The organism is Flavobacterium sp. ASW18X, assembly GCF_005144745.1.
GTDB lineage: Bacteria > Bacteroidota > Bacteroidia > Flavobacteriales > Flavobacteriaceae > Croceivirga.
This window is the reverse complement of sequence record NZ_SWKK01000001.1, coordinates 70072-89925: the sequence shown is the minus strand read 5'-3', so window position 1 is coordinate 89925 and position 19854 is coordinate 70072. Positions and strand designations below refer to the sequence as shown.

17 protein-coding genes are annotated in these 19854 nt (G+C 37.1%); 13 read left to right on the top strand and 4 right to left on the bottom strand.

All coding sequences use genetic code 11. The annotated features are described in order from the left end of the window. Window positions 1–55 precede the first annotated feature (55 nt). The 6 genes from FBT53_RS00390 (at window position 56) to FBT53_RS00365 (ending at window position 7854) form a co-directional block, all read left to right on the top strand. Window positions 56–577: an RNA polymerase sigma factor gene (locus FBT53_RS00390; protein WP_136949191.1), complete on the top strand. Its 522-nt coding sequence runs from the start codon at window positions 56–58 to the stop codon at window positions 575–577. 10 nt (window positions 578–587) lie between these two features. Next, a complete protein-coding gene (locus tag FBT53_RS00385) occupies window positions 588–1013 on the top strand; it encodes a hypothetical protein (RefSeq protein WP_136949190.1) in 426 nt (141 codons plus the stop codon). A 191-nt stretch (window positions 1014–1204) separates the two neighbouring features. Continuing rightward, window positions 1205–1810, top strand: coding sequence for a TetR/AcrR family transcriptional regulator (locus FBT53_RS00380; RefSeq protein ID WP_136949189.1), 606 nt, complete (start codon window positions 1205–1207; stop codon window positions 1808–1810). Continuing rightward, the gene (locus FBT53_RS00375; protein WP_136949188.1) at window positions 1811–3148 is read left to right on the top strand and encodes a TolC family protein; all 1338 of its coding nucleotides are present in this window, start codon (window positions 1811–1813) and stop codon (window positions 3146–3148) included. Between the two features lie 14 nt (window positions 3149–3162). Further along, window positions 3163–4356 carry an efflux RND transporter periplasmic adaptor subunit gene (locus FBT53_RS00370; protein WP_136949187.1) on the top strand — a complete coding sequence of 398 codons (1194 nt, stop codon included), beginning with the start codon at window positions 3163–3165 and terminating at the stop codon, window positions 4354–4356. Window positions 4357–4359: 3 nt separating this feature from the next. Next, window positions 4360–7854: an efflux RND transporter permease subunit gene (locus FBT53_RS00365; protein ID WP_136949186.1), complete on the top strand. Its 3495-nt coding sequence runs from the start codon at window positions 4360–4362 to the stop codon at window positions 7852–7854. Window positions 7855–7905: 51 nt separating this feature from the next. Here FBT53_RS00365 and FBT53_RS00360 read toward each other — a convergent pair whose 3' ends face one another. Beyond that, window positions 7906–8256: a toxin-antitoxin system YwqK family antitoxin gene (locus FBT53_RS00360; protein ID WP_136949185.1), complete on the bottom strand. Its 351-nt coding sequence runs from the start codon at window positions 8254–8256 to the stop codon at window positions 7906–7908. Between the two features lie 285 nt (window positions 8257–8541). Between FBT53_RS00360 and aspS the strand changes: the two genes are divergently transcribed. The 5 genes from aspS (at window position 8542) to FBT53_RS00335 (ending at window position 13589) form a co-directional block, all read left to right on the top strand. Next, window positions 8542–10290: an aspartate--tRNA ligase gene (gene aspS / locus FBT53_RS00355; RefSeq protein WP_136949184.1), complete on the top strand. Its 1749-nt coding sequence runs from the start codon at window positions 8542–8544 to the stop codon at window positions 10288–10290. 56 nt (window positions 10291–10346) lie between these two features. Further along, window positions 10347–12128, top strand: coding sequence for a chloride channel protein (locus tag FBT53_RS00350; RefSeq protein WP_136949183.1), 1782 nt, complete (start codon window positions 10347–10349; stop codon window positions 12126–12128). A gap of 196 nt (window positions 12129–12324) precedes the next feature. After that, window positions 12325–12981 (top strand): hypothetical protein, encoded by a 657-nt coding sequence (locus FBT53_RS00345; protein WP_169630291.1) that lies wholly within the window; start codon window positions 12325–12327, stop codon window positions 12979–12981. Window positions 12982–13057: 76 nt separating this feature from the next. Further along, on the top strand, window positions 13058–13318 hold the full coding sequence (locus tag FBT53_RS00340) for a hypothetical protein (RefSeq protein WP_136949181.1): 261 nt from the start codon (window positions 13058–13060) through the stop codon (window positions 13316–13318). Window positions 13319–13397: 79 nt separating this feature from the next. Beyond that, complete coding sequence (locus tag FBT53_RS00335; protein WP_136949180.1) at window positions 13398–13589, top strand: cold-shock protein; 192 nt, start codon at window positions 13398–13400, stop codon at window positions 13587–13589. Between the two features lie 53 nt (window positions 13590–13642). Here the strand turns inward: FBT53_RS00335 and FBT53_RS00330 are convergent, their stop codons facing one another. Both FBT53_RS00330 and FBT53_RS00325 read right to left on the bottom strand, forming a co-directional pair. Continuing rightward, a complete protein-coding gene (locus FBT53_RS00330; RefSeq protein ID WP_136949179.1) occupies window positions 13643–14092 on the bottom strand; it encodes a nucleoside deaminase in 450 nt (149 codons plus the stop codon). An 88-nt stretch (window positions 14093–14180) separates the two neighbouring features. Beyond that, window positions 14181–15266: a hypothetical protein gene (locus FBT53_RS00325; protein ID WP_136949178.1), complete on the bottom strand. Its 1086-nt coding sequence runs from the start codon at window positions 15264–15266 to the stop codon at window positions 14181–14183. A 225-nt stretch (window positions 15267–15491) separates the two neighbouring features. Here FBT53_RS00325 and FBT53_RS00320 point away from each other — a divergent pair, with 225 nt between their 5' ends. Both FBT53_RS00320 and FBT53_RS00315 read left to right on the top strand, forming a co-directional pair. Next, window positions 15492–17291: a 1-deoxy-D-xylulose-5-phosphate synthase gene (locus tag FBT53_RS00320; RefSeq protein WP_240729721.1), complete on the top strand. Its 1800-nt coding sequence runs from the start codon at window positions 15492–15494 to the stop codon at window positions 17289–17291. After that, window positions 17275–18351, top strand: a complete 1077-nt coding sequence (locus tag FBT53_RS00315; protein WP_136949177.1) for a DUF3078 domain-containing protein — start codon at window positions 17275–17277, stop codon at window positions 18349–18351. Before FBT53_RS00320 ends, FBT53_RS00315 begins: the two co-directional genes overlap by 17 nt. On the opposite strand, the gene dgt is transcribed toward FBT53_RS00315, so the two are convergent. Beyond that, a complete protein-coding gene (dgt, locus tag FBT53_RS00310; RefSeq protein WP_136949176.1) occupies window positions 18348–19706 on the bottom strand; it encodes a dGTP triphosphohydrolase in 1359 nt (452 codons plus the stop codon). The two genes, FBT53_RS00315 and dgt, sit on opposite strands and share 4 nt — an antisense overlap. Between the last annotated feature and the right edge of the window lie 148 nt (window positions 19707–19854).

Here is a 19854-nt window from a genome sequence, read left to right as displayed (position 1 = left end):
GCAATAGAAATAAAATCTTTCGTCTTTATAAATAGAAAGCACTGTAAACCAGCTTGTGAAAACCACTACTAACAATAACCTAAGTCAATTTTTTAAAGAGGAGTACCATTCCCTTAAAGGGTATGTACGCTCTAAAATAGACGATACTGCAGATAGCAACGCAGAAGATATTCTGCAAGAGGTGGCCTTAAAAGTACTTTCTAGAGCAGAAGATGCGGTCCCTATAAATAATATTGCCGCTTATGTGTACAATGCCATCCGTAATAAGATAATAGATGTATTACGTACTCGTAAAGAAAAACAATACGATGAAGACCGTGTAGCAGAATTATGGGAAGAATTTAGCGCTCTTTTTTATAGCGATGAACCAGAAAGTCAGCGACCAGAATTGGAACAGACCCTTAAAGATGCCTTAGTACAACTTAAGCCTGTTTACAGAGACATTATTATTGCGGTAGATTTTGAAGGATACTCTTACCGGGAGATTGCAACACAGACAGGGATTGCACAAGGAACCCTAATGTCTAGAAGACACCGCGCACTTTCTCATTTACACAAACAGTTGAACAAAAAATAAAGTAAAACCTATGAATAATTACAAAGAAAAACAGTTAGAAAAGTCTGCCGAGCACTACGCAAAAAAAGTGTTTAAAGTGATTGCCGCTATAGTTTTTGGCGCTATAGTTTTTGGCTTGGCCATTTATGTGCTCATGCGTTTATGGAACTGGCTTACTCCAGAACTATGGGGCTGGTCTACCCTTACCTATTGGCAAGCACTTGGTCTCTTTGTCTTAGCCAAAATAATTTTCGGTTTTGGCGGTGAAGGGGCTTGTAAACCTAAAAAAGGAAAGAAAAACAAGAAGAAATGGAAGATGAAGTGCGATATGCGTAATGATTTCTCTGATTGGAAATTGTACGACGAATTTTGGACTGTAGAGGGCGAGGCCGCCTTTAAGCGATATATAGAAAATCACAAAAAACGACATCATGAAAATGAACAAAAACAATCCTAAACCCAAGATTTTTAGATTTTTAGGCTTTTACAACATTCCTAAATCAAAAGAAAAACATTACAATTCTTTACCGAAAAGCATTTCGATAGACCCAGAAAATACGAAATCCTAAATTCTAAGTTAAAAAAAGGTAAAAACGACGGAAACTTTTTTTGTTTTTAAAGTTTCCGTATTAATTTTGCCGCCTAAATATGAAAGAAAAAATTTTAAATAGAGCAACGGACCTTTTTTTAACCCTTGGTTTTAAAAGTGTTACCATGGACGATTTGGCCCAAGAAATGGGGATTTCTAAAAAAACCATCTACTCGCACTTTAAAAACAAGACCATGCTAGTAGAGGAGGTAACGTCTAAAATGTTCCAAGAAATTACGGAAGGGATTGATTACATCGTAAGTCTAAAAAAAAATCCTATCCAAGAATTGTATGAAATTAAACAACTGTTGCTATTGCGATTAAAAAATGAAAAATCATCGCCTATTTATCAACTGCAAAAATACTATCCTAAGCTGTTTGAAAATATAAAGCGAAAACAGTTTGAAATAACCCAAGGTTGCATTAAAGAAAATATAGAGACAGGAATTAAAGAGGGTATCTATAGAAAAAACCTTAACCCCGATTTTATTTCTCGCATTTACTTTGTAGGTGTCTCTAACTTAAAAGACGAATCTTATTTTCCGTCTACACACTTTACCATGGCCAACCTTATGGACGACTATCTAGAGTACCACTTAAGAGGAATTGTGACGCCAGAAGGCCGTAAAATTTTAAATGAAATCATCAACTCAAATCAACAATAAATGCAAAAAATCTTTTACATACCAATTCTACTCTTTTCTTGGGTAACACTAGCACAAGAAGAGGTGCCAACAAGCTTTACGCTACAAGAGGCCGTAGCATATGCATTAGAAAACAATTACACGGCTATTAATTCTAATCGGGATATGGTAGATGCTCAAAAACAAAAATGGGAAACCATTGCTACCGGACTACCCCAGATAAATGGTAATGTGTCTTATCAAAATCAATTAAAACAACCAGTTTCTGTAATACCTGCGGAGTTTTTTGGCGGAGAGCCAGGCACTTTTGAAGAGGTTGTTTTTAGCACTAAGCAAAGTGCGTCTGCTACTGCTACGCTTACCCAGCTTATTTTTGATGGCAGCTATATTGTGGGAGTACAAGCGGCAAAAACCTTTGTAGACTACACTCAAAACACCAAAGAAAAGTCCGATTTGGAGGTGAAAAAGTCGGTAGTAGAAGCCTATGGCAATGTTTTATTGGCTCAAGAAAGTGTGGCTATTCTAGAAAAGAACAAAAGTAACTTAGAAAAAAATGTTTATGAGACAGAGAAAATTTTAGAAAACGGATTAACGGAAGAAGAAAATCTGGATCAACTAAAAATTACTCTAGCCTCTATTAACAGTCAGCTTAAAAACGCCATCCGTCTAAAGGAAATAACCCTACAGATGTTTAATCTAATCATTGGACTACCGATTGAAACGCCAACTATTCTTGAAGAAAATTTGGATGAATTAACAGAAGAACAGATAGATTTTAAACTACTAGAAACACCGTTTAGTCTTAGCAACAATGTAGATTACAAGCTGATGACTAATTTAAATGAGCAACGCCAATTAGAGCTCAAATTAGCCAAAAGTAAAGCTTTACCTACTCTTAGTGGTTTTGTAAATTATGGAACTTCTGCTTTTAGCAATGAGTTTACCTTCTTTAACGGAGACCAAGAGTGGTTCGATAGTTCTGTTTTAGGAATAGAAATGAACATCCCAATTTTTAGTTCCTTTAAACGCTCTGCCAGCACTCAACGCGCAAGAATAGCGCTAGATAAAGCTAAAACACAAATGCAAGAGACAGAACAAATGCTTCAACTGCAATGGGAACGCGCTAAAAGCAACTACACCCTGGCCATTGATGAGTACCAAACTTCCAAAGACAATTTAGCGCTTGCAGAACGTATAGAAAGGAAAAATCAAATTAAATATGATGAAGGAATTGCAACCAGCTTTGAACTTAGAGAAGCACAAACACAGCTATACAGTTCACAACAAGAGTATCTGCAATCCATGGTAGATGTCATTAACCAGAAAACCGAATTGGAGACGGTTTTGAATAACAACTAAAAAAATCAATCAAAATGAAAAAAACAATAACGATACTAACACTTGCCATCTTAGCCGTTTCCTGTGGTTCTGATAGCAAAACAGCCTCTGTAGAAAGTTTGGTTTCTGGCAACGACGTTTCTGCAATGAACAAAAAAAGAGAAGAACTAGACAAAGAATTAAAAGCATTGGAAAGCCAAATTAAAGCCTTGGATTCTGCCATAGTTTCTAAAGACCCAGATCGTAAATTTCCTTTGGTTAGCACACTTACAATTGCACCGCAAGAATTTAACCATTATTTGGAGTTGCAAGGCGATATCATGACAGACCAAAATGTGTTAATCTACCCAGAAATGGCGGGCACGTTGTACAAAATCTATGTAAAAGAGGGCCAAAAAGTAACCAAAGGGCAACTTTTAGCATCAATAGATGACGGAGGCATGTCTAGTCAACTAGAGCAAATGCGTACCCAAGTTGCACTAGCAAAAACCACTTTTGAACGTCAAAAAAGACTTTGGGAGCAAAACATAGGTTCAGAAATACAATACCTACAAGCTAAAACTCAGTACGAAGCACAAACAAGCGCTGTTAAACAAATGGAGAGCCAATTAGGTAAATCTAGTATTAGAGCCCCATTCAGTGGTATTATAGATGCTATTATAAAAGACCAAGGTACTGTTGTAGCACCAGGACCTGGCGCAGAGGTTTTTAGAATAGTTAACCTTAACCAAATGTATGTAACGGTAGAAGTTCCAGAAAGTCATCTACCTAATGTAACACCAGGCAAAAGTGTAGAAGTTTATATTCCTGTATTGGGGAGTAGCATAAACTCTAAAGTGCGCCAAACAGGTAATTTTATTAACCCAGGGAACCGCGCCTTCAGCGTAGAAATCCCTGTCCCAAATAAAGATGGGAACATAAAGCCCAACCTAACGGCACAAGTAAAAATTAACGACTATACTAATTCAGAGGCCCTCCTAATCCCTCAGTCTATTGTTTCTGAAAATGCAGATGGAGACCAATACGTGTATTTGGCGAGTAAAAGCGCAAACGGAGACACTTATTTAGCCCATAGAAAGGTGATAGAAACAGGTAAAACTCAAGGCGATTATATAGAAGTACTTTCTGGTCTAAGTAAAGGTGACCAAATCATTTCTGAAGGCGCAAGAAGTGTTAGAGATAATCAAGAAATCCGAGTTAAAAATACAACCGAAGTAGCTAAAAAATAAGGCATGGAAAAAGCACAAAAGAACGCCAACAAGCTGTTTGGCCCATCTTCCTGGGCCATTGAAAATCCTTCGGTGGTATATGTAATGATAGCCCTTTTCTTCATTTTTGGTCTATCTGCCTATTTTGCCATGCCTAGAGAAGATTTTCCAGAGGTATCAGAAACCAAAATTTACATCAGCACCATATATCCGGGCAATACCGCAGAAGATATGGAACGCTTGGTCACAGACCCATTAGAAGATGTTTTAAAAAATATCAGCAACGTTACAGACATTACCTCTACATCGCAAGAAGATTATTCTATGATTGTGGTGGAGTTTGATGAAGGCATTACAGTAGAAAATGCAAAACAAAAAGTAAAAGACGAAGTTGACAGTGAAAAAGCTGGGGAAGATTGGCCTGTGTTTAACAATGCAAAGGTGGAACCCAATGTTTTTGACCTGAATATCGCAGAATCTTTTCCTATAATGAATGTGAATATTACAGGAGATTACCCTGTGGAACGCTTAAAAGATTTTGCTGAATATTTACAAGACGAAATAGAAGATTTGCCGCAAATTAAAGGTGTAGACATTCGTGGGGCTCAAGAAAAAGAGGTAGAAGTTGCCGTAGATGTATACAAAATGATGGCTGCTCGGGTAAATTTTGACAACGTTATACAAGCCATCGCCAACGGAAATGTAACCATGAGTGCGGGTAATTTAATTACGTCTGGGCAGCGCAGAACTATTCGTATTCTGGGCGAAGTACAGAACCCAAAGGAGCTAGACAATTTTGTAGTAAAATCAGAAAACGGAGCGGTATATCTTAGAGACATTGCAAAGGTTAGTTTTCATGAAGAAGATAAAACCACCTACGCCAGAGATTATGGTGCTCCCGTGGTAATGCTAGATATTAAAAAACGCTCTGGAAAAAACACCATTGAAGCTGCAGATTTAATAAGAGCTATTGTTAAGGACACCAAAGAAAATGTATTCCCTAAAGATTTAGATGTTAACATAGCTAACGACTCCTCTAGCAAAACTTTAAACCAAGTAGATGATTTGGTCAACAATATCATTTTTGGTATTATTCTAGTGGTTACCGTTTTAATGTTTTTCTTAGGATTCCGTAATGCCTTGTTTGTAGGTTTTGCTATCCCCATGTCTATGTTCATGAGCTTCATGATTATAAACCTGATGGGCTACACGCTTAACACCATGATTCTCTTCGGCTTAGTCATGGGACTAGGAATGTTGGTAGATAATGGTGTTGTGGTGGTAGAAAATGTGTACCGCCTTATGGACCAAGAAGGCCTTTCTAGAAAAGAGGCTGCTAAAAAAGGGATTGGAGAAATTGCCATACCCATTATCATATCAACCTTAACAACAGTGGCTGCTTTTGTTCCTTTAGCGTTTTGGCCCGGTATTATGGGGCAGTTTATGAAATATTTCCCAATTACCCTTTCTATTGTCTTAGGCTCATCACTCTTTGTAGCCATTTTTATGAACTCCATGCTCGTTTCTCAGTTTATGGATGTTGGTGAACGTGTCCTTACCAAGAAACAATTAATTAGAAGCACCTTGATTTTAGTTGGTTTTGGCTTATTCATCTTTTTTGTAGGGGGAGCGGTAAGAGGTTTGGGTTCTTTAATGATTGTGGTTGCTGGTCTACTTTGGATTTATAAATACTTTTTAAAGAAATGGGCGGTTCGTTTTCAAACTAAGACTTTGGTACGTTTTGAGAATTTTTATGAAAAGCAGTTAATACGTGCTTTAAGAGGCAAAAATGTGTATTGGTACTTTGGCTTTACCGCATTACTGTTGGTTTTAGCTTTTGTGTTCTTTGGAATGTCTCTTGGTAGTCAACGTACTAAAGTGGAATTTTTCCCTGACAATACACCAAACGAAATTTACGTCTATATAGAATACCCGCAAGGTACAGATATAGAGAAGACCAACACCATTACTAAGCAAATAGAAGAACGAGTGTATGGTGTGGTTGGCAGACCAAAGTATAACAAGGGTGATTTTAATTATTTGGTAGAATCTAGTGTATCTCAAGTAGGTAAGGGAGCAGAAAATCCGTTTACAGAAGGGGGTTCTGCGGCAGAAATGCCACATAGGGGAAAAATAACCCTTTCCATGCGTGAGTTTAAGTATAGAAATGGCTTAGATACAGAAAAGCTTCGTCTTAAAATTCAAGATACGCTAACAGGTGTTTATCCAGGTGTAACTATTTCTGTAGAAAAAGATGCTGTGGGACCACCTGCTGGTTATCCTATCAACATAGAAATTGCAGGTATAAACTACGATACTCTAATCAACACCGCAGAACGTATGCGTAACTTTATCAATAGCAAAAATATTGCTGGGATAGAGGAATTAAAAGTGGATGTGAATAAAAGCAAACCTGGCATGCAGGTAGTTGTGAATCGAGAAAAAGCGGGTGAGTTAGGCGTAGCTGTAGGGCAAGTTGGCCAACAGTTAAGACGTTCCATTTTTGGTGAAAAGGCTGGAGTTTTTAAGAAAGATGGAGATGATTATGATATTTACGTACGCTTTAATGAGGATTTACGCTACAACACTAGCGCCCTTTTTAATCAAAACATCATTTTTAGAGACCCTTCTAATGGTAGAATTATGGAAGTTCCCGTTTCTGCGGTAGCTAACAAACGCAACAATTCTAGCTTTAGCGCAATTAAACACGTAGACACCAAACGTGTGGTAACCGTATATTCTGCTTTAAAACCTGGATTTACGGATGCTGGAGCTATTGTAGCTGAAATTCAGAAAGAAATGACCGAATTTAAAGGGTTACCAGACGGAGTTAAAATAGATTACACTGGGCAGTTAGAGGAGCAAAATAAACAAATGCAGTTTTTGATGGGAGCTTTCTTTGGTGGTTTAGGGTTGATTATGTTAATTCTAATTTTTCAATTTGGTGGCATTTCTAAACCTGCCATTATTATGATGGCCATATTTTTGAGTTTTATAGGTGTATTTGGTGGTTTAATTATTACAGGCTGGCCTTTTGTTATTATGATGACCATGATGGGGATTATTTCCTTAGCAGGTATTGTTGTAAATAATGGGGTTGTACTTTTAGATTATACCCAGATTTTATTAGATAGAAAAAAGGTTGACTTACAGATTAGTGATGATGAATTATTGACTATAGATCAAGCCACTGAAGCCATGGTTAAAGGTGGAAAAGCAAGATTAAGACCTGTAATATTAACGGCAATTACTACCGTTTTAGGTTTAATACCATTAGCTATCGGTTTAAATATCAACTTTGTCACCCTATTCTCTGAGTTCGACCCACAAATATATATGGGTGGAGACAACGTAATTTTCTGGGGACCACTAGCTTGGACCGTAATCTTTGGTTTAATTGTAGCTACTTTTTTAACATTGATTATAGTGCCGGTACTATTTAATATTGTGTACCGTATTAAGATTAGGATTCGCGGCGATTATAAACAAAGAAGTTCTAGTAAAACAGAATTAGCATAAATAAAAAAACCCCGACCAAATGGTCGGGGTTTTTAACACTTACCCTAATTATTAGTGTATCGAAACCACTTCAGATTGGTTCCAATTTTTTACGTTGGTAATACGGTTGTCCACAAAATCAACTTCCTTCAACATTTCTCCTTTCCAGAACAACCATTTACCTTCTTTAACGCCTTCGTTATATTTTCCGGTAGCCAGTTTTTTGCCATCTACATCATACATAAACCATTGTCCATGTAGTTTACCGTCTTTAAGGTAACCAGATTGTGCAACTTCTCCATTATCATGAAAATAGGTTGCTTTTACCATTTTACCCTCTTTTTCAAACTTCGGTTTAGTTTCTTGTGCAAAAGTCACCGCCGAAATCATCATCACTGCCAATATAATTGTAATTTTCTTCATTGTATGGGGTTTAAAGTTCTTATATTCCTTTACACTAACGTTACAAAGATAGTAAATATTTTACATTAAATACATGTTTGATTTACTTTTACATAACCTTTAGTTAACATTTGATCTCTATTCGTCTGTTTTTTAGTGTTTTATATTTTTCTTTTTAACCCTATTAAACCTCATTAAATGGATTAATCGCTTAAAAGTGTAGATGAATGGTTAGCATCATATCTATAAAAATACTTGCATCTGCGTAGTCCTAGACCTTACCTTTGCCCAGCAAATTTCTTTATTATGTATAGGAGCCATACTTGCGGCGAATTGCGCGCATCTCATATTGGAACAGAAGTAAGTCTTAGCGGTTGGGCCGCAAAGTCTAGAGACAAAGGTTTTGTGGTTTGGATAGACCTAAGAGACCGCTATGGATTAACCCAATTGGTTTTTGATGAAGAACGCTCCACGCCAGAACTATTGGCTTTAGCTAGAACAATTAGCCGTGAAACCGTAATACAGGTAAAAGGCTCTGTTATAGAAAGAGCGTCTAAGAACGACAATATAGCCACAGGCACTATAGAGGTATTGGTGAGCGAACTCACCGTTTTAAATAACGCCAAGCTACCACCGTTTACCATTGAAGATGAAACAGATGGCGGAGAAGACATCCGTATGAAGTATCGTTACCTAGATATTCGTAGAAATCCAATTAAAAACAACCTCATCTTTAGACACAAAGTGGCTATGGAGGTTCGTAAATATTTATCGGACCAAAATTTTATAGAGGTAGAAACACCTTATTTGATTAAATCTACACCAGAAGGCGCAAGAGATTTTCTAGTACCGAGCCGTATGAATGAGGGGCAATTTTATGCTTTACCACAATCGCCACAAACCTTTAAGCAATTGCTTATGGTAGGCGGAATGGATAAGTATTTTCAGATTGTTAAGTGTTTTAGAGATGAAGATCTTAGAGCAGACAGGCAACCTGAGTTTACACAGATAGATTGTGAAATGGCTTTTGTGGAACAAGAAGATATTTTAAACATTTTTGAAGGCCTTACAAGACATTTGCTTAAAGAAATTAATGGTGTTGATGTAGCAGAATTTCCGCGCATTACTTATGATGAGGCTATGGCCAAATACGGTAATGACAAACCAGACATCCGTTTTGGAATGGAATTTGGCGAGCTAAATACCGTAGCACAGCATAAAGATTTTGGCGTATTTAATAGCGCAGAATTGGTAGTAGGTATTGCGGTACCAGGTGCTGCTAACTATACACGCAAAGAAATAGACAAACTTATAGATTGGGTTAAGCGCCCACAAGTAGGTGCAAAAGGCATGGTCTATGTTAAATGCAATAAAGATGGCACTTACAAATCTTCCGTAGATAAGTTTTATGACCAAGAAGATTTAGCTAAATGGGCAACAGCTACCGGAGCACAAAAAGGCGACTTAATTTGCGTGCTTTCTGGAGAAACAAATAAAACAAGAGCGCAACTAAGTGCTTTGCGTATGGAAATGGCAGAACGTCTAGGACTTCGTAAAGCCGATGAATTTGCTCCGCTGTGGGTTATAGATTTTCCGCTGTTAGAATTGGATGAAGAAACCAATACCTACCACGCCATGCACCATCCATTTACATCTCCTAAACCTGGACAAATTGAATTGCTAGATGAACAGCCAGGTGCCGTAAAAGCTAATGCGTATGACCTGGTACTGAACGGTAACGAAATTGGTGGTGGCTCTATACGTATTCACGATAAGGAAACTCAAGCCATTATGTTTAAGCATCTTGGTTTTACTCCAGAAGAAGCTAAGGAACAATTTGGCTTTTTAATGGATGCTTTCCAATATGGTGCACCTCCGCATGGTGGTATCGCTTTTGGTTTAGACAGATTGGTTGCCATCTTAGGAGGTAAAGAAACTATTAGAGATTTTATTGCTTTTCCTAAAAATAATAGTGGTAGAGATGTTATGATAGATGCCCCTGCTACTATTGATAATGAACAACTAAGCGAGCTGAACATAAAGCTAGATTTGTAGTTGTTATTACATTTAGGCCGAGATTTTTAATACTTTTATTAAGAATCGGATAGTGTATGAGGGATAGCAAAGTCTATTTCAAAAAATTCTTGAAATGGCGCTACAAGAACATCAATAACAAGACATTTGTGCAGTTGGTGAGTATTGTGGTGGGTTTGTTAGCGGGTTTAACTGCAGTTACACTTAAGAACATTACCTACTTTATAGAGGCGCTTTTAGAAGAAGGCATCGTATTTTCTGAGAATCAACTGTATTTTATTTTGCCTATTGTGGGCCTTACTTTGGTGTACTTATATACCAAGTTTGTAAACAAGCATCCGCTAGGCAATGCTGTTTCTTCTATTCTATTTGCCCTTTCAAAAAAAAATGGATTACTATCCTTAAAAAAGATTTACAACCCATTGATAGCTGCGCCATTAACCGTGGGTTTTGGAGGGTCTGTAGGTTTATTGGGACCTGCAGTTGAGTCTAGCTCTGCATTAAGTTCTAATCTAAGTAAGTTTCTACATATAGATGCCAAAACAAGAACCTTATTAATAGCGTGCGCATCTGCTGGTGCTATTGCTTCCATTTTTCAATCCCCTATTGCAGCCATCATATTTGCGGTAGAAGTCTTTAGTCTAGATTTAACTATGTTATCGGTACTGCCCCTTTTATTAGCATCTATTTCTGGGGTACTCACTTCTTACTTTTTTTTGGGGAATGAAGTATTATTCAACTACACTCTTACCGAAAATTTTGAACTAGAAGACACCTTTTTTTACATTCTTTTAGGCGCAGGTACTGCCGTTGCCTCTATCTACTTTACTAAAATGTTCTTTTGGATTCACAATCTTTTTAAAAAACTGCGTAGCCCCAAATACAAATTACTCGTAGGTGGCCTTGCCATAGGTATTATGCTTTATTTTATTCCACCATTATATGGAGAAGGTTTTGGTTTTATAAATAATCTATTGCATGGAGACGATTTAAAAGCGCTTGGCAAAACACCGTTTGATGCGTATACTTCTAATATTTGGGTAGTTATTTTACTGCTTTTTGGTATCACTATTTTTAAGGCCATAGCTATGACCACCACTATGGCGGCAGGTGGTGCTGGCGGGATATTTATCCCAACCATGGTTATGGGTAGCGCCTTGGGCAACGTATTTGCCAAATTGATAAATCAATTGGGGTTAGGATTTACGGTATCCGAAAGCAATTTTACGCTTATTGGTATGGCAGGTCTTATTGCAGGGGTGATTCATGCTCCTTTAACGGCCATTTTTTTAATTGCAGAGATTACGGGAGGCTATCAGTTATTTGTACCCTTAATGATTACTGCGTCTATCTCTTACTTGGTCACTAAAAATGTAATGGACCATAATATCTATACCAAAGAATTAGCAGAAAAAGGTGCTTTATTAACGCATAACAAAGACCAAACGGTACTTACTTTATTGCAATTAGATGAGGTGATAGAAAAGAATTTTAAAACGGTTTATCCAGAAATGACTTTGGGAGAAATGCTTCATAAGTCGGTAGCAAAGTCTACCCGAAATATTTTCCCAGTGGTAGACAAGGACAGTAAAATGGTTGGTATTGTTCTTCTAGACGACATAAGAGAAATTATGTTTAATAATGAATTGTACCATTGCACCTTTGTTAAAGATATGATGCATGCCCCACCTGAGTACATTTTTCAAGATAAAGATAACATGAAGGTGGTTATGCAGAAGTTTCAAGAAAGCGGCGCTTGGAACCTACCCGTAGTAAAAGACGGTACATATATTGGATTTGTAAGCAAATCCAAACTATTAACTGCTTACAGAAGAAAACTTATAAAGCATACTCCATAACAAACACCGTTTTTAAAGCCTAAATTCATTTATCTAAATACTTTTACGCTATATTTTCATACTTTAACCGTTACTATTTTAAAAGTATGCAACTTTATTTATTCTTTTCTTCATTCTACTAAGTATTGGCATCACCCATATTCTCATAAAAAAACTTAAAACAAAAACAGGTTGCATAGGTTATGGCTTTATAGGTTTGGTACTTATCAGTATTAACCTATTATTCTTAACCTCTTGGAGTATATTTTCACAATCCGTGGCCAACACCTATGTGGTCCTCACAAGTGGCACAACCTACAAAGCCCTAGTAATTGGCACCGAGTATAGCCATACCAATGGTGATAATGAAAGGCGCTATGCGCCCATAGTTGAATTTACAACCGAAAATGGGGAGCGAATAAAACGTAAACTAAACCATTCCGAATCTGAAATTTCTGTAGGTGACACGTATACCATTAATTACAATGAAGAAACCGATATGGTCATCACTATGGGATTTACCTTGGTTATCACTTTAGTTGGAAGCTTTATTTTTGTTTTAATTTTCTCTGTTCTCTTTTATGCACAAATACATTTGGTGTTGGGTAAAGACGTTGGAGTGCTAAAGGAGCTACTTTCTAAAGTAGGATTCAATTTTCTTATTCCTTTTTTAATGATTGCTTTTGATGCATTACTGATTTACGCGCTTTTCTATGGAAACCGAATATCACTTTTCGGGATTATTATACTCCTATTTTTTATTCTTATTTTAACCCTAGCAATAGTAGGATACATTAGTAATATCCTTAACAAAGGAAGACCTACTTTACGCCGTACTGGCCTTGGTCGTTGGTCTGGAGGCTGGGAAAATTAATATTAGATATCCGTTAATACAAAAGAATAGTGCTTACAAAAGCAAGAAGTATCTTTGTACCATTAAAATTTTAAGCATGAAATTAAAACACCTTACCCTTTTGGTTCTTTTTGCTTCTTTCACAGCTATGGGTTATGGCCTATATATACAAGAGCATGGTGTACCCAACGGTGCAGAAAAATACATAGGCGCTGGAGTTATAGGACTTTTTTTAATAGCGATGCCACTATTCCTTTACAAGGAAAGTAGGGGAAAGAATATGAAAGATTACATGCTTACCAAAGAAAATATTGAGAAAATGCGAAAAAATGAAGCTGAAAAAGCTGATAATCAATAATTTTCGATAAATATAACCCTTACTTAAACTTTTTCCATTTTAAAAATATTACATTCGCACTTTATAATAATTTATTTTAATGACTGGTACAGTAAAATTTTTCAATGAGTCTAAAGGTTATGGATTCATTACAAACGACGCAACAGGTAGGGACATTTTTGTACACGCTACAGCGCTAAATGGTTTAGTCTTGAACGATGGAGACAAGGTAGAATATCAAGAAGAAGAAGGTAGAAAAGGTATGGTTGCCGCACAAGTGCAGGTAATCTAAGAATATATATTTTATTTTGAAGCTTACGAGCCCTAGCAATTGCTGGGGCTTTTTTAGTTTCTATTTCTACGCTGAATAAAAAAGCGTTTTAACAACTCTGCCGCTTCTTGTTCCATTACACCTTGTATAACCTCTGTCTTAGGGTGTATTGTAGTACCCGTAACGCTAAAACCGCGCTCTAAATCTCTAGCTCCGTAAACTATTTTAGAAATCTGACTCCAGTATAATGCACCTGCACACATTTGGCAAGGCTCCAAGGTAACGTACAAGGTGCAACCGTGTAAATACTTACCTCCAATATAATTAGCTGCTGCCGTAATGGCTTGCATTTCTGCATGTGCGGTAACATCATTAAGGCGCTCCGTTAAATTATGAGCTTTACCAATAATTCTATTATCAGCTACAACCACAGCACCTACAGGCACCTCTCCCATTTCAAAAGCATTTTCTGCCTCTAGCAAGGCACGCTTCATAAAATACGTATCATCAAAAGGGTTTTCCATCTCATCAAAGATAAAATGCAAAAAAGGTAAAACCCAATCTCAAAATTGAATTTTACCTTTTTGTATTAAACAAATTAATATCTGTTCTTTAATTTTTCACAAACACCACTTTATATTCAATAGTAATACCTTCTTCGTTAACGCTTTCCGTTAAAATCATTTTATCACCTTCAAAAGCAACTGCAACTCCTTCAAAATATAAATCGCCAGTCTCATACGTTTCATTTTCAGTAGGGTCTAATAAATCTGTATAAGCAAAATCTACAACAGACAAACCATCCACCATATTGTACGCCCACTTACCTAAATATCTATCGTGATAACCATAGATTTCTGTCTCATAAATAGCAGTACATTCATTCGTAGTGGCTTCATAATCTATATTGTAGGCCTCATACTCATATTCTTCGTAATAATCCCCATCAGCTTCAAAAACTAACAACCAGTTATCCGTAACTATATCTGAGTATTCTGCTAAGACACTCCCCCCATTAACGCAAGGAAATTCTTCTTCATTAGATGATTCATCCATACGTTCCCCATTTTCATAAGAGGCTTCGAACTTCCATTCTCCTACCACACTATCATTACCACCCCACTCATCAATTACTACACATCTAGTTACAATTTGGCTAATATTCCCTGTAGCATCGTACAAACACAAGTCATAACAAAAAGTACCGGTTGGTATGGTATTCTCAAAAACCACTCTTATTTCTTGCTCTTCCGCTCCATCTTTATTAAAAATAGAGGTATTAGCTCCAAATTTCTTACGGCGCTGAGTAGATTTTTTATTTCCAGTACCGCTTAAATCCACATCAAAATAAGAATCTTGTGCGTTGCCGTCTTTATCTTTAAAAACAATATAAGCCCCTGTTGGTGCTCCAGTAGAACTTACCCTAATATTAAAACCAGCATCCAAATACCCTAGTTGGTCATCTGTATCCATACTAATATCTAACTGACCCGTTGGTGCTGGCGGCATACCTTCTTTTACCGTACTACTTTCTACAGTAACACCAGACGTTACTTGTGCTATAGCGATTGGTGTTTCTCTTATTTCTTTTGATTCTTGGTCTATCCCTTCTTGGGAATCATTAGTTTCGTCTTTAGAGCAAGATGCTACTAAAATACATAGACTTAGACCTAAGGACAACAATGAATGTTTTCTCATAATACTAGTAATTTTGGTTTATGTTTAATTGATTATATGCTTATTAATCTGTACTCTCCACATCACCAATTTCACTAGCCCTTATACGCAGGCCTCTTTTTAAGGTACAGCTTAGTTAACGGAAGGCGATAAGACTTATTGCAAGCTAATTTTTAATTTTAAGTTTAGTAACGTTAATTTTAAATAAAAACAGCAGGCTTTCTAGTTTAAAAACTTAGCTATTTATTGACGCTAGAATTGACTAATTTTACGCATATTTTGACACCTTTGTTAGCACATATAAACTCGCCCGAAGACCTTAAAAATTTAACCCTAGACCAACTATTAGGGCTGGCCAAAGAATTACGTGACTTTATAATTAACATTATAGCCACCAAAGAAGGGCATTTAGGCGCTAGTCTTGGTGTTATTGAGTTGACCATAGCGCTACATTATGTTTTTGACACTCCAAAAGACAAACTTATATGGGATGTGGGTCACCAAGCCTATGGCCATAAAATCTTAACCGGCAGAAAAGATATTTTTAACACCAACAGACAACTAGGTGGTATTAGCGGATTCCCCAAAATTACAGAAAGCCCGTATGATGCTTTTGGAACAGGGCATAGCTCTACCTCTATTTCTGCTATATTAGGCATGGCGCTGGCAGCACAGTTGCAAAAAGATTTTACTACGCAGCACATCGCTGTTATTGGGGATGCATCTATTGCAAGTGGTATGGCATTCGAAGCTTTAAACCACTTAGGAGAAACTAACACCAATACTTTGGTCATCCTCAACGATAATGCTATAGGTATTGACCCCAGCGTTGGTGCACTTAAAAAATATCTTACCAACGTAAAAAAAGGTACTGCTAAAGATGAAAATATCTTTGAGTGCCTTAATCTCACATACTCAGGACCTTTAGATGGTCATAATCTACCCGAATTAATAAATGAATTAAACCGACTAAAGGAAATAGAAGGCCCAAAATTATTACATGTTATTACAACAAAAGGTAAGGGTCTAAAATCGGCAGAAGAAGACCAAGTCACCTATCACGCACCGGGTAAATTTAATGCACAAACAGGTGAGCGCTTATCCCACAACCAAGAAAATTTGCCACCCAAATACCAAGATGTTTTTGGCAAAACGATTATAGAACTTGCTGAACAAAATGATAAAATAGTAGGGATAACTCCCGCCATGCCTACTGGCAGCTCTTTAAAATACATGATGGCTGCTATGCCAGAACGCGCTTTTGACGTGGGCATCGCAGAGCAACATGCAGTTACACTAGCTGCGGGGATGGCCTTAGACGGACTTGTACCTTTCTGTAACGTGTATTCCACATTCTTACAACGCGCCTATGACCAAGTAATACATGATGTTGCCCTACAAAACATTCCCGTAATATTTTGTTTGGACCGCGCAGGTCTGGTTGGCGAAGATGGCCCTACCCATCATGGAGTTTATGATATCTCTTATTTGAGATGCATTCCTAATTTAATCGTTTTTGCCCCTATGGATGAGGTAGCCTTACGGAATATTATGTTCACCGCTCAAAAAGGTTTAACCCACCCTATTGCTATAAGATACCCTAGAGGCAGAGGAGAAACAATGGATTGGCAACAGCCTTTTAAAACAATACCAATTGGTAAAGGAAGAGAACTAAAAAAAGGAACACATACCGCCGTTCTATCTTTTGGGGCTATAGGGCATGCTGTTACTAAAGCGATAGCCCACTGCAATAACCCTGAACACGTTGGACATTATGACATGCAATTTGCTAAGCCATTAGACACAAAACTGTTAGATACTATATTTGTGAATTACAAACAGATTGTTACCATAGAAGATGGCAGCCTAATTGGTGGATTTGGCAGTGCCGTTTTAGAATATGCTAATAAACAGGGTATCAGTATACAAATAAAACCATTTGGTGTACCAGATGTTATTATTCCGCATGGCTCTATCAAAGAATTGCACGATATTTGTGGCATTAGTTGGGAACATTTAAAAAAATACCTTGACCAGACCAATTAAATTATTACTCGGATGCTTCCTTTTAGCAAGTATTACTTGCTTAGGCCAAGAAAGGGAAAAAACCCCACAAGACAGTACCCAAGTTGCTATAGACTCTATGGCCATAGATACTATTGTCATAAGGTGGGAACAAAAGAAGATAGACAACATTAGAAAAGGCATTAATTTGCAAGCACCTAAAGTCCGTATTCAATCTAAAACTTTAGCGCAACGTGCGCGTTTTGCATCGCCTACCAGTTTCTGGGAAAATAGCAATCAGTTTACCCTAGATTTAACAGAAACCGCTTTTGTAAATTGGAATGCTGGTGGTGAAAACGCCGTTTCTGCCTTAGGCAATCTAAACTTTACCCGTAAATATAAATTTGCCCATACTACCTGGGATAGCGAATTGCGTTTGCGGTACGGTATAAACGCTCAAAAGGGACGTAAACTCAGAAAAACGGACGATTTCATAAAATTTGCATCTACCTTTGGTTTCCGTAAGGACTCTACTTCTAAATGGTTTTGGTCTGCAAAACTTAATTTTAATACCCAGTTTTCTAACGGTTATAAATATCCGAATAGAGAAAATCCCATCTCTCGTTTTATGGCTCCAGGATATTTACTTTTAGGTGCAGGTACCACTTTTAATCCGGAAGGCAAAAAGTTCGATTTATACTTATCTCCAATCACACAGAAAGCCACATTTGTTCTAGATGAAAATCTTTCTAATCAAGGTGCCTTTGGGGTAGAACCTGGAGAACGACTGTTTATGCAGTTCGGATTTTTATTAACCAACAATTGGGAAGAAGAATTGTTTGAGAATATCTTTCTAAATCATCGTTTAAGCCTTTACACAGACTATATTAATAGCTTTGGCAATATTGATGTAGACTGGGAAATCAACTTACTCTTTAAGGTAAACAAATTTATCCAAGCCAATATTAGTGGGCATCTTTTGTATGACGACGATATTAAGTTTGATGAAGTGACCGCTGAAGATGGTACCGTAATAGACCCTGGAATTCCAAAAGTACAGTTTAAGCAAACACTGGGTCTTGGATTAAAATATAGTTTCTAGAGATGCTTGCCTAGCAAGGTGTTGTTTAATTGTACCGCAGCACTATCTGATAAGCTTGCGACAAAAGAACTAACACCCAGTAAAATCTCATAACTAGTAGCATTAGTATTTGCAAAGTGTTTGGGTAAGGTACCTACCAACAAGGTGTCATAATTACTAGCGTTACCAGCCTTGCTGTTCATCATGGCAGCACTATAACTATCCAATAAATTAGAGATAATTTTATATCCCGCCAGTTCTTTCTCTACCACTTCTTGAGATTGATAAATCTTGCTTACGCAAAGATTAATAATGTCTTTAATTTGTGCTTTATATTGAGATTTGTCTAGTAATGCACCATCAAATTCTCCTTTAAGGATAGCTTCTTCATTTGCTAAAAACAGTTTGGCTACATCTGCAATTAAAGTACTTATAGCCAAAGCTCGCAAATAACTAAGACGGTCACTAATTGAGTCCATTGCTCTAAATTTACTAGAGTTAATCCGGTCCTTTACCAAATTAATCATGTATTCTAAAGCAAAATCTTCTGGAATCAATCCTAAATTAATTCCATCTTCAAAATCAATTATGGTATAACAAATATCATCCGCAGCTTCTACCAAATATACGAGAGGATGTCTGTGATAAGAAGGTTGTTCGCCTTCCGTTTTTTGTGGCAAGCCTAGTTCTGCAGCAAGCTCTTTAAAAAAAGCTTTTTCTGATTGAAAATAGCCGTATTTTTTATCTGATATATGCTGGGTTGGTTTTTTTGGCAGTGATGCTTTGGGGTATTTAACAAACGCCCCTAGGGTAGCATAGCTTAAGCGCAAACCACCCTCTATTCCTTGCCTAGAAGCATTAAGCAATCTAAATCCGTTGGCATTCCCCTCAAAATCTATCAAATCTTGAAATTCTGTTGCTGTTAGCAATTCTTTGTACTGCAAACCCTTACCATTAGAGAAGAAATTACCAATCGCTTTTTCACCGCTATGCCCAAAGGGTGGGTTACCAATATCATGTGCCAAAGCAGCCGCAGCAACAATAGCGCCAAAATCGTTAAACTTATAACCCAGTTCTGTATGTAACTGTGGGTATTTTTCTAAAAGTTCCTTGCCTACCATTCTACCAAGACTTCTACCCACTACAGAAACTTCTAAACTATGAGTTAAGCGTGTGTGTACAAAGTTGCGTTTAGACGCCAAATTTATAGGCAGTGGCATTACTTGCGTTTTATCTTGCAGACTTCTAAACTCAGAAGAAAAAATTATACGGTCATAATCTACCTCAAACCCCAAACGGGTTTCATCTTGCAATTTTCTATGTCTTGTTTCCGTATCGCCATAACGCTTAAGGGAGAGTAATTTTTCCCACTTCATTGCCTAAAATTTTGCAACGAAGATAACGCAATTGCACTTTTGAGGCTCAAGTTAATTTAATAACCCTTACCATAAAGCTCAAAACCAGCCTATATCGTAACGTTTTATTAACCTGTATGCCGATTTATAATAGCAATTTTGCCCTATT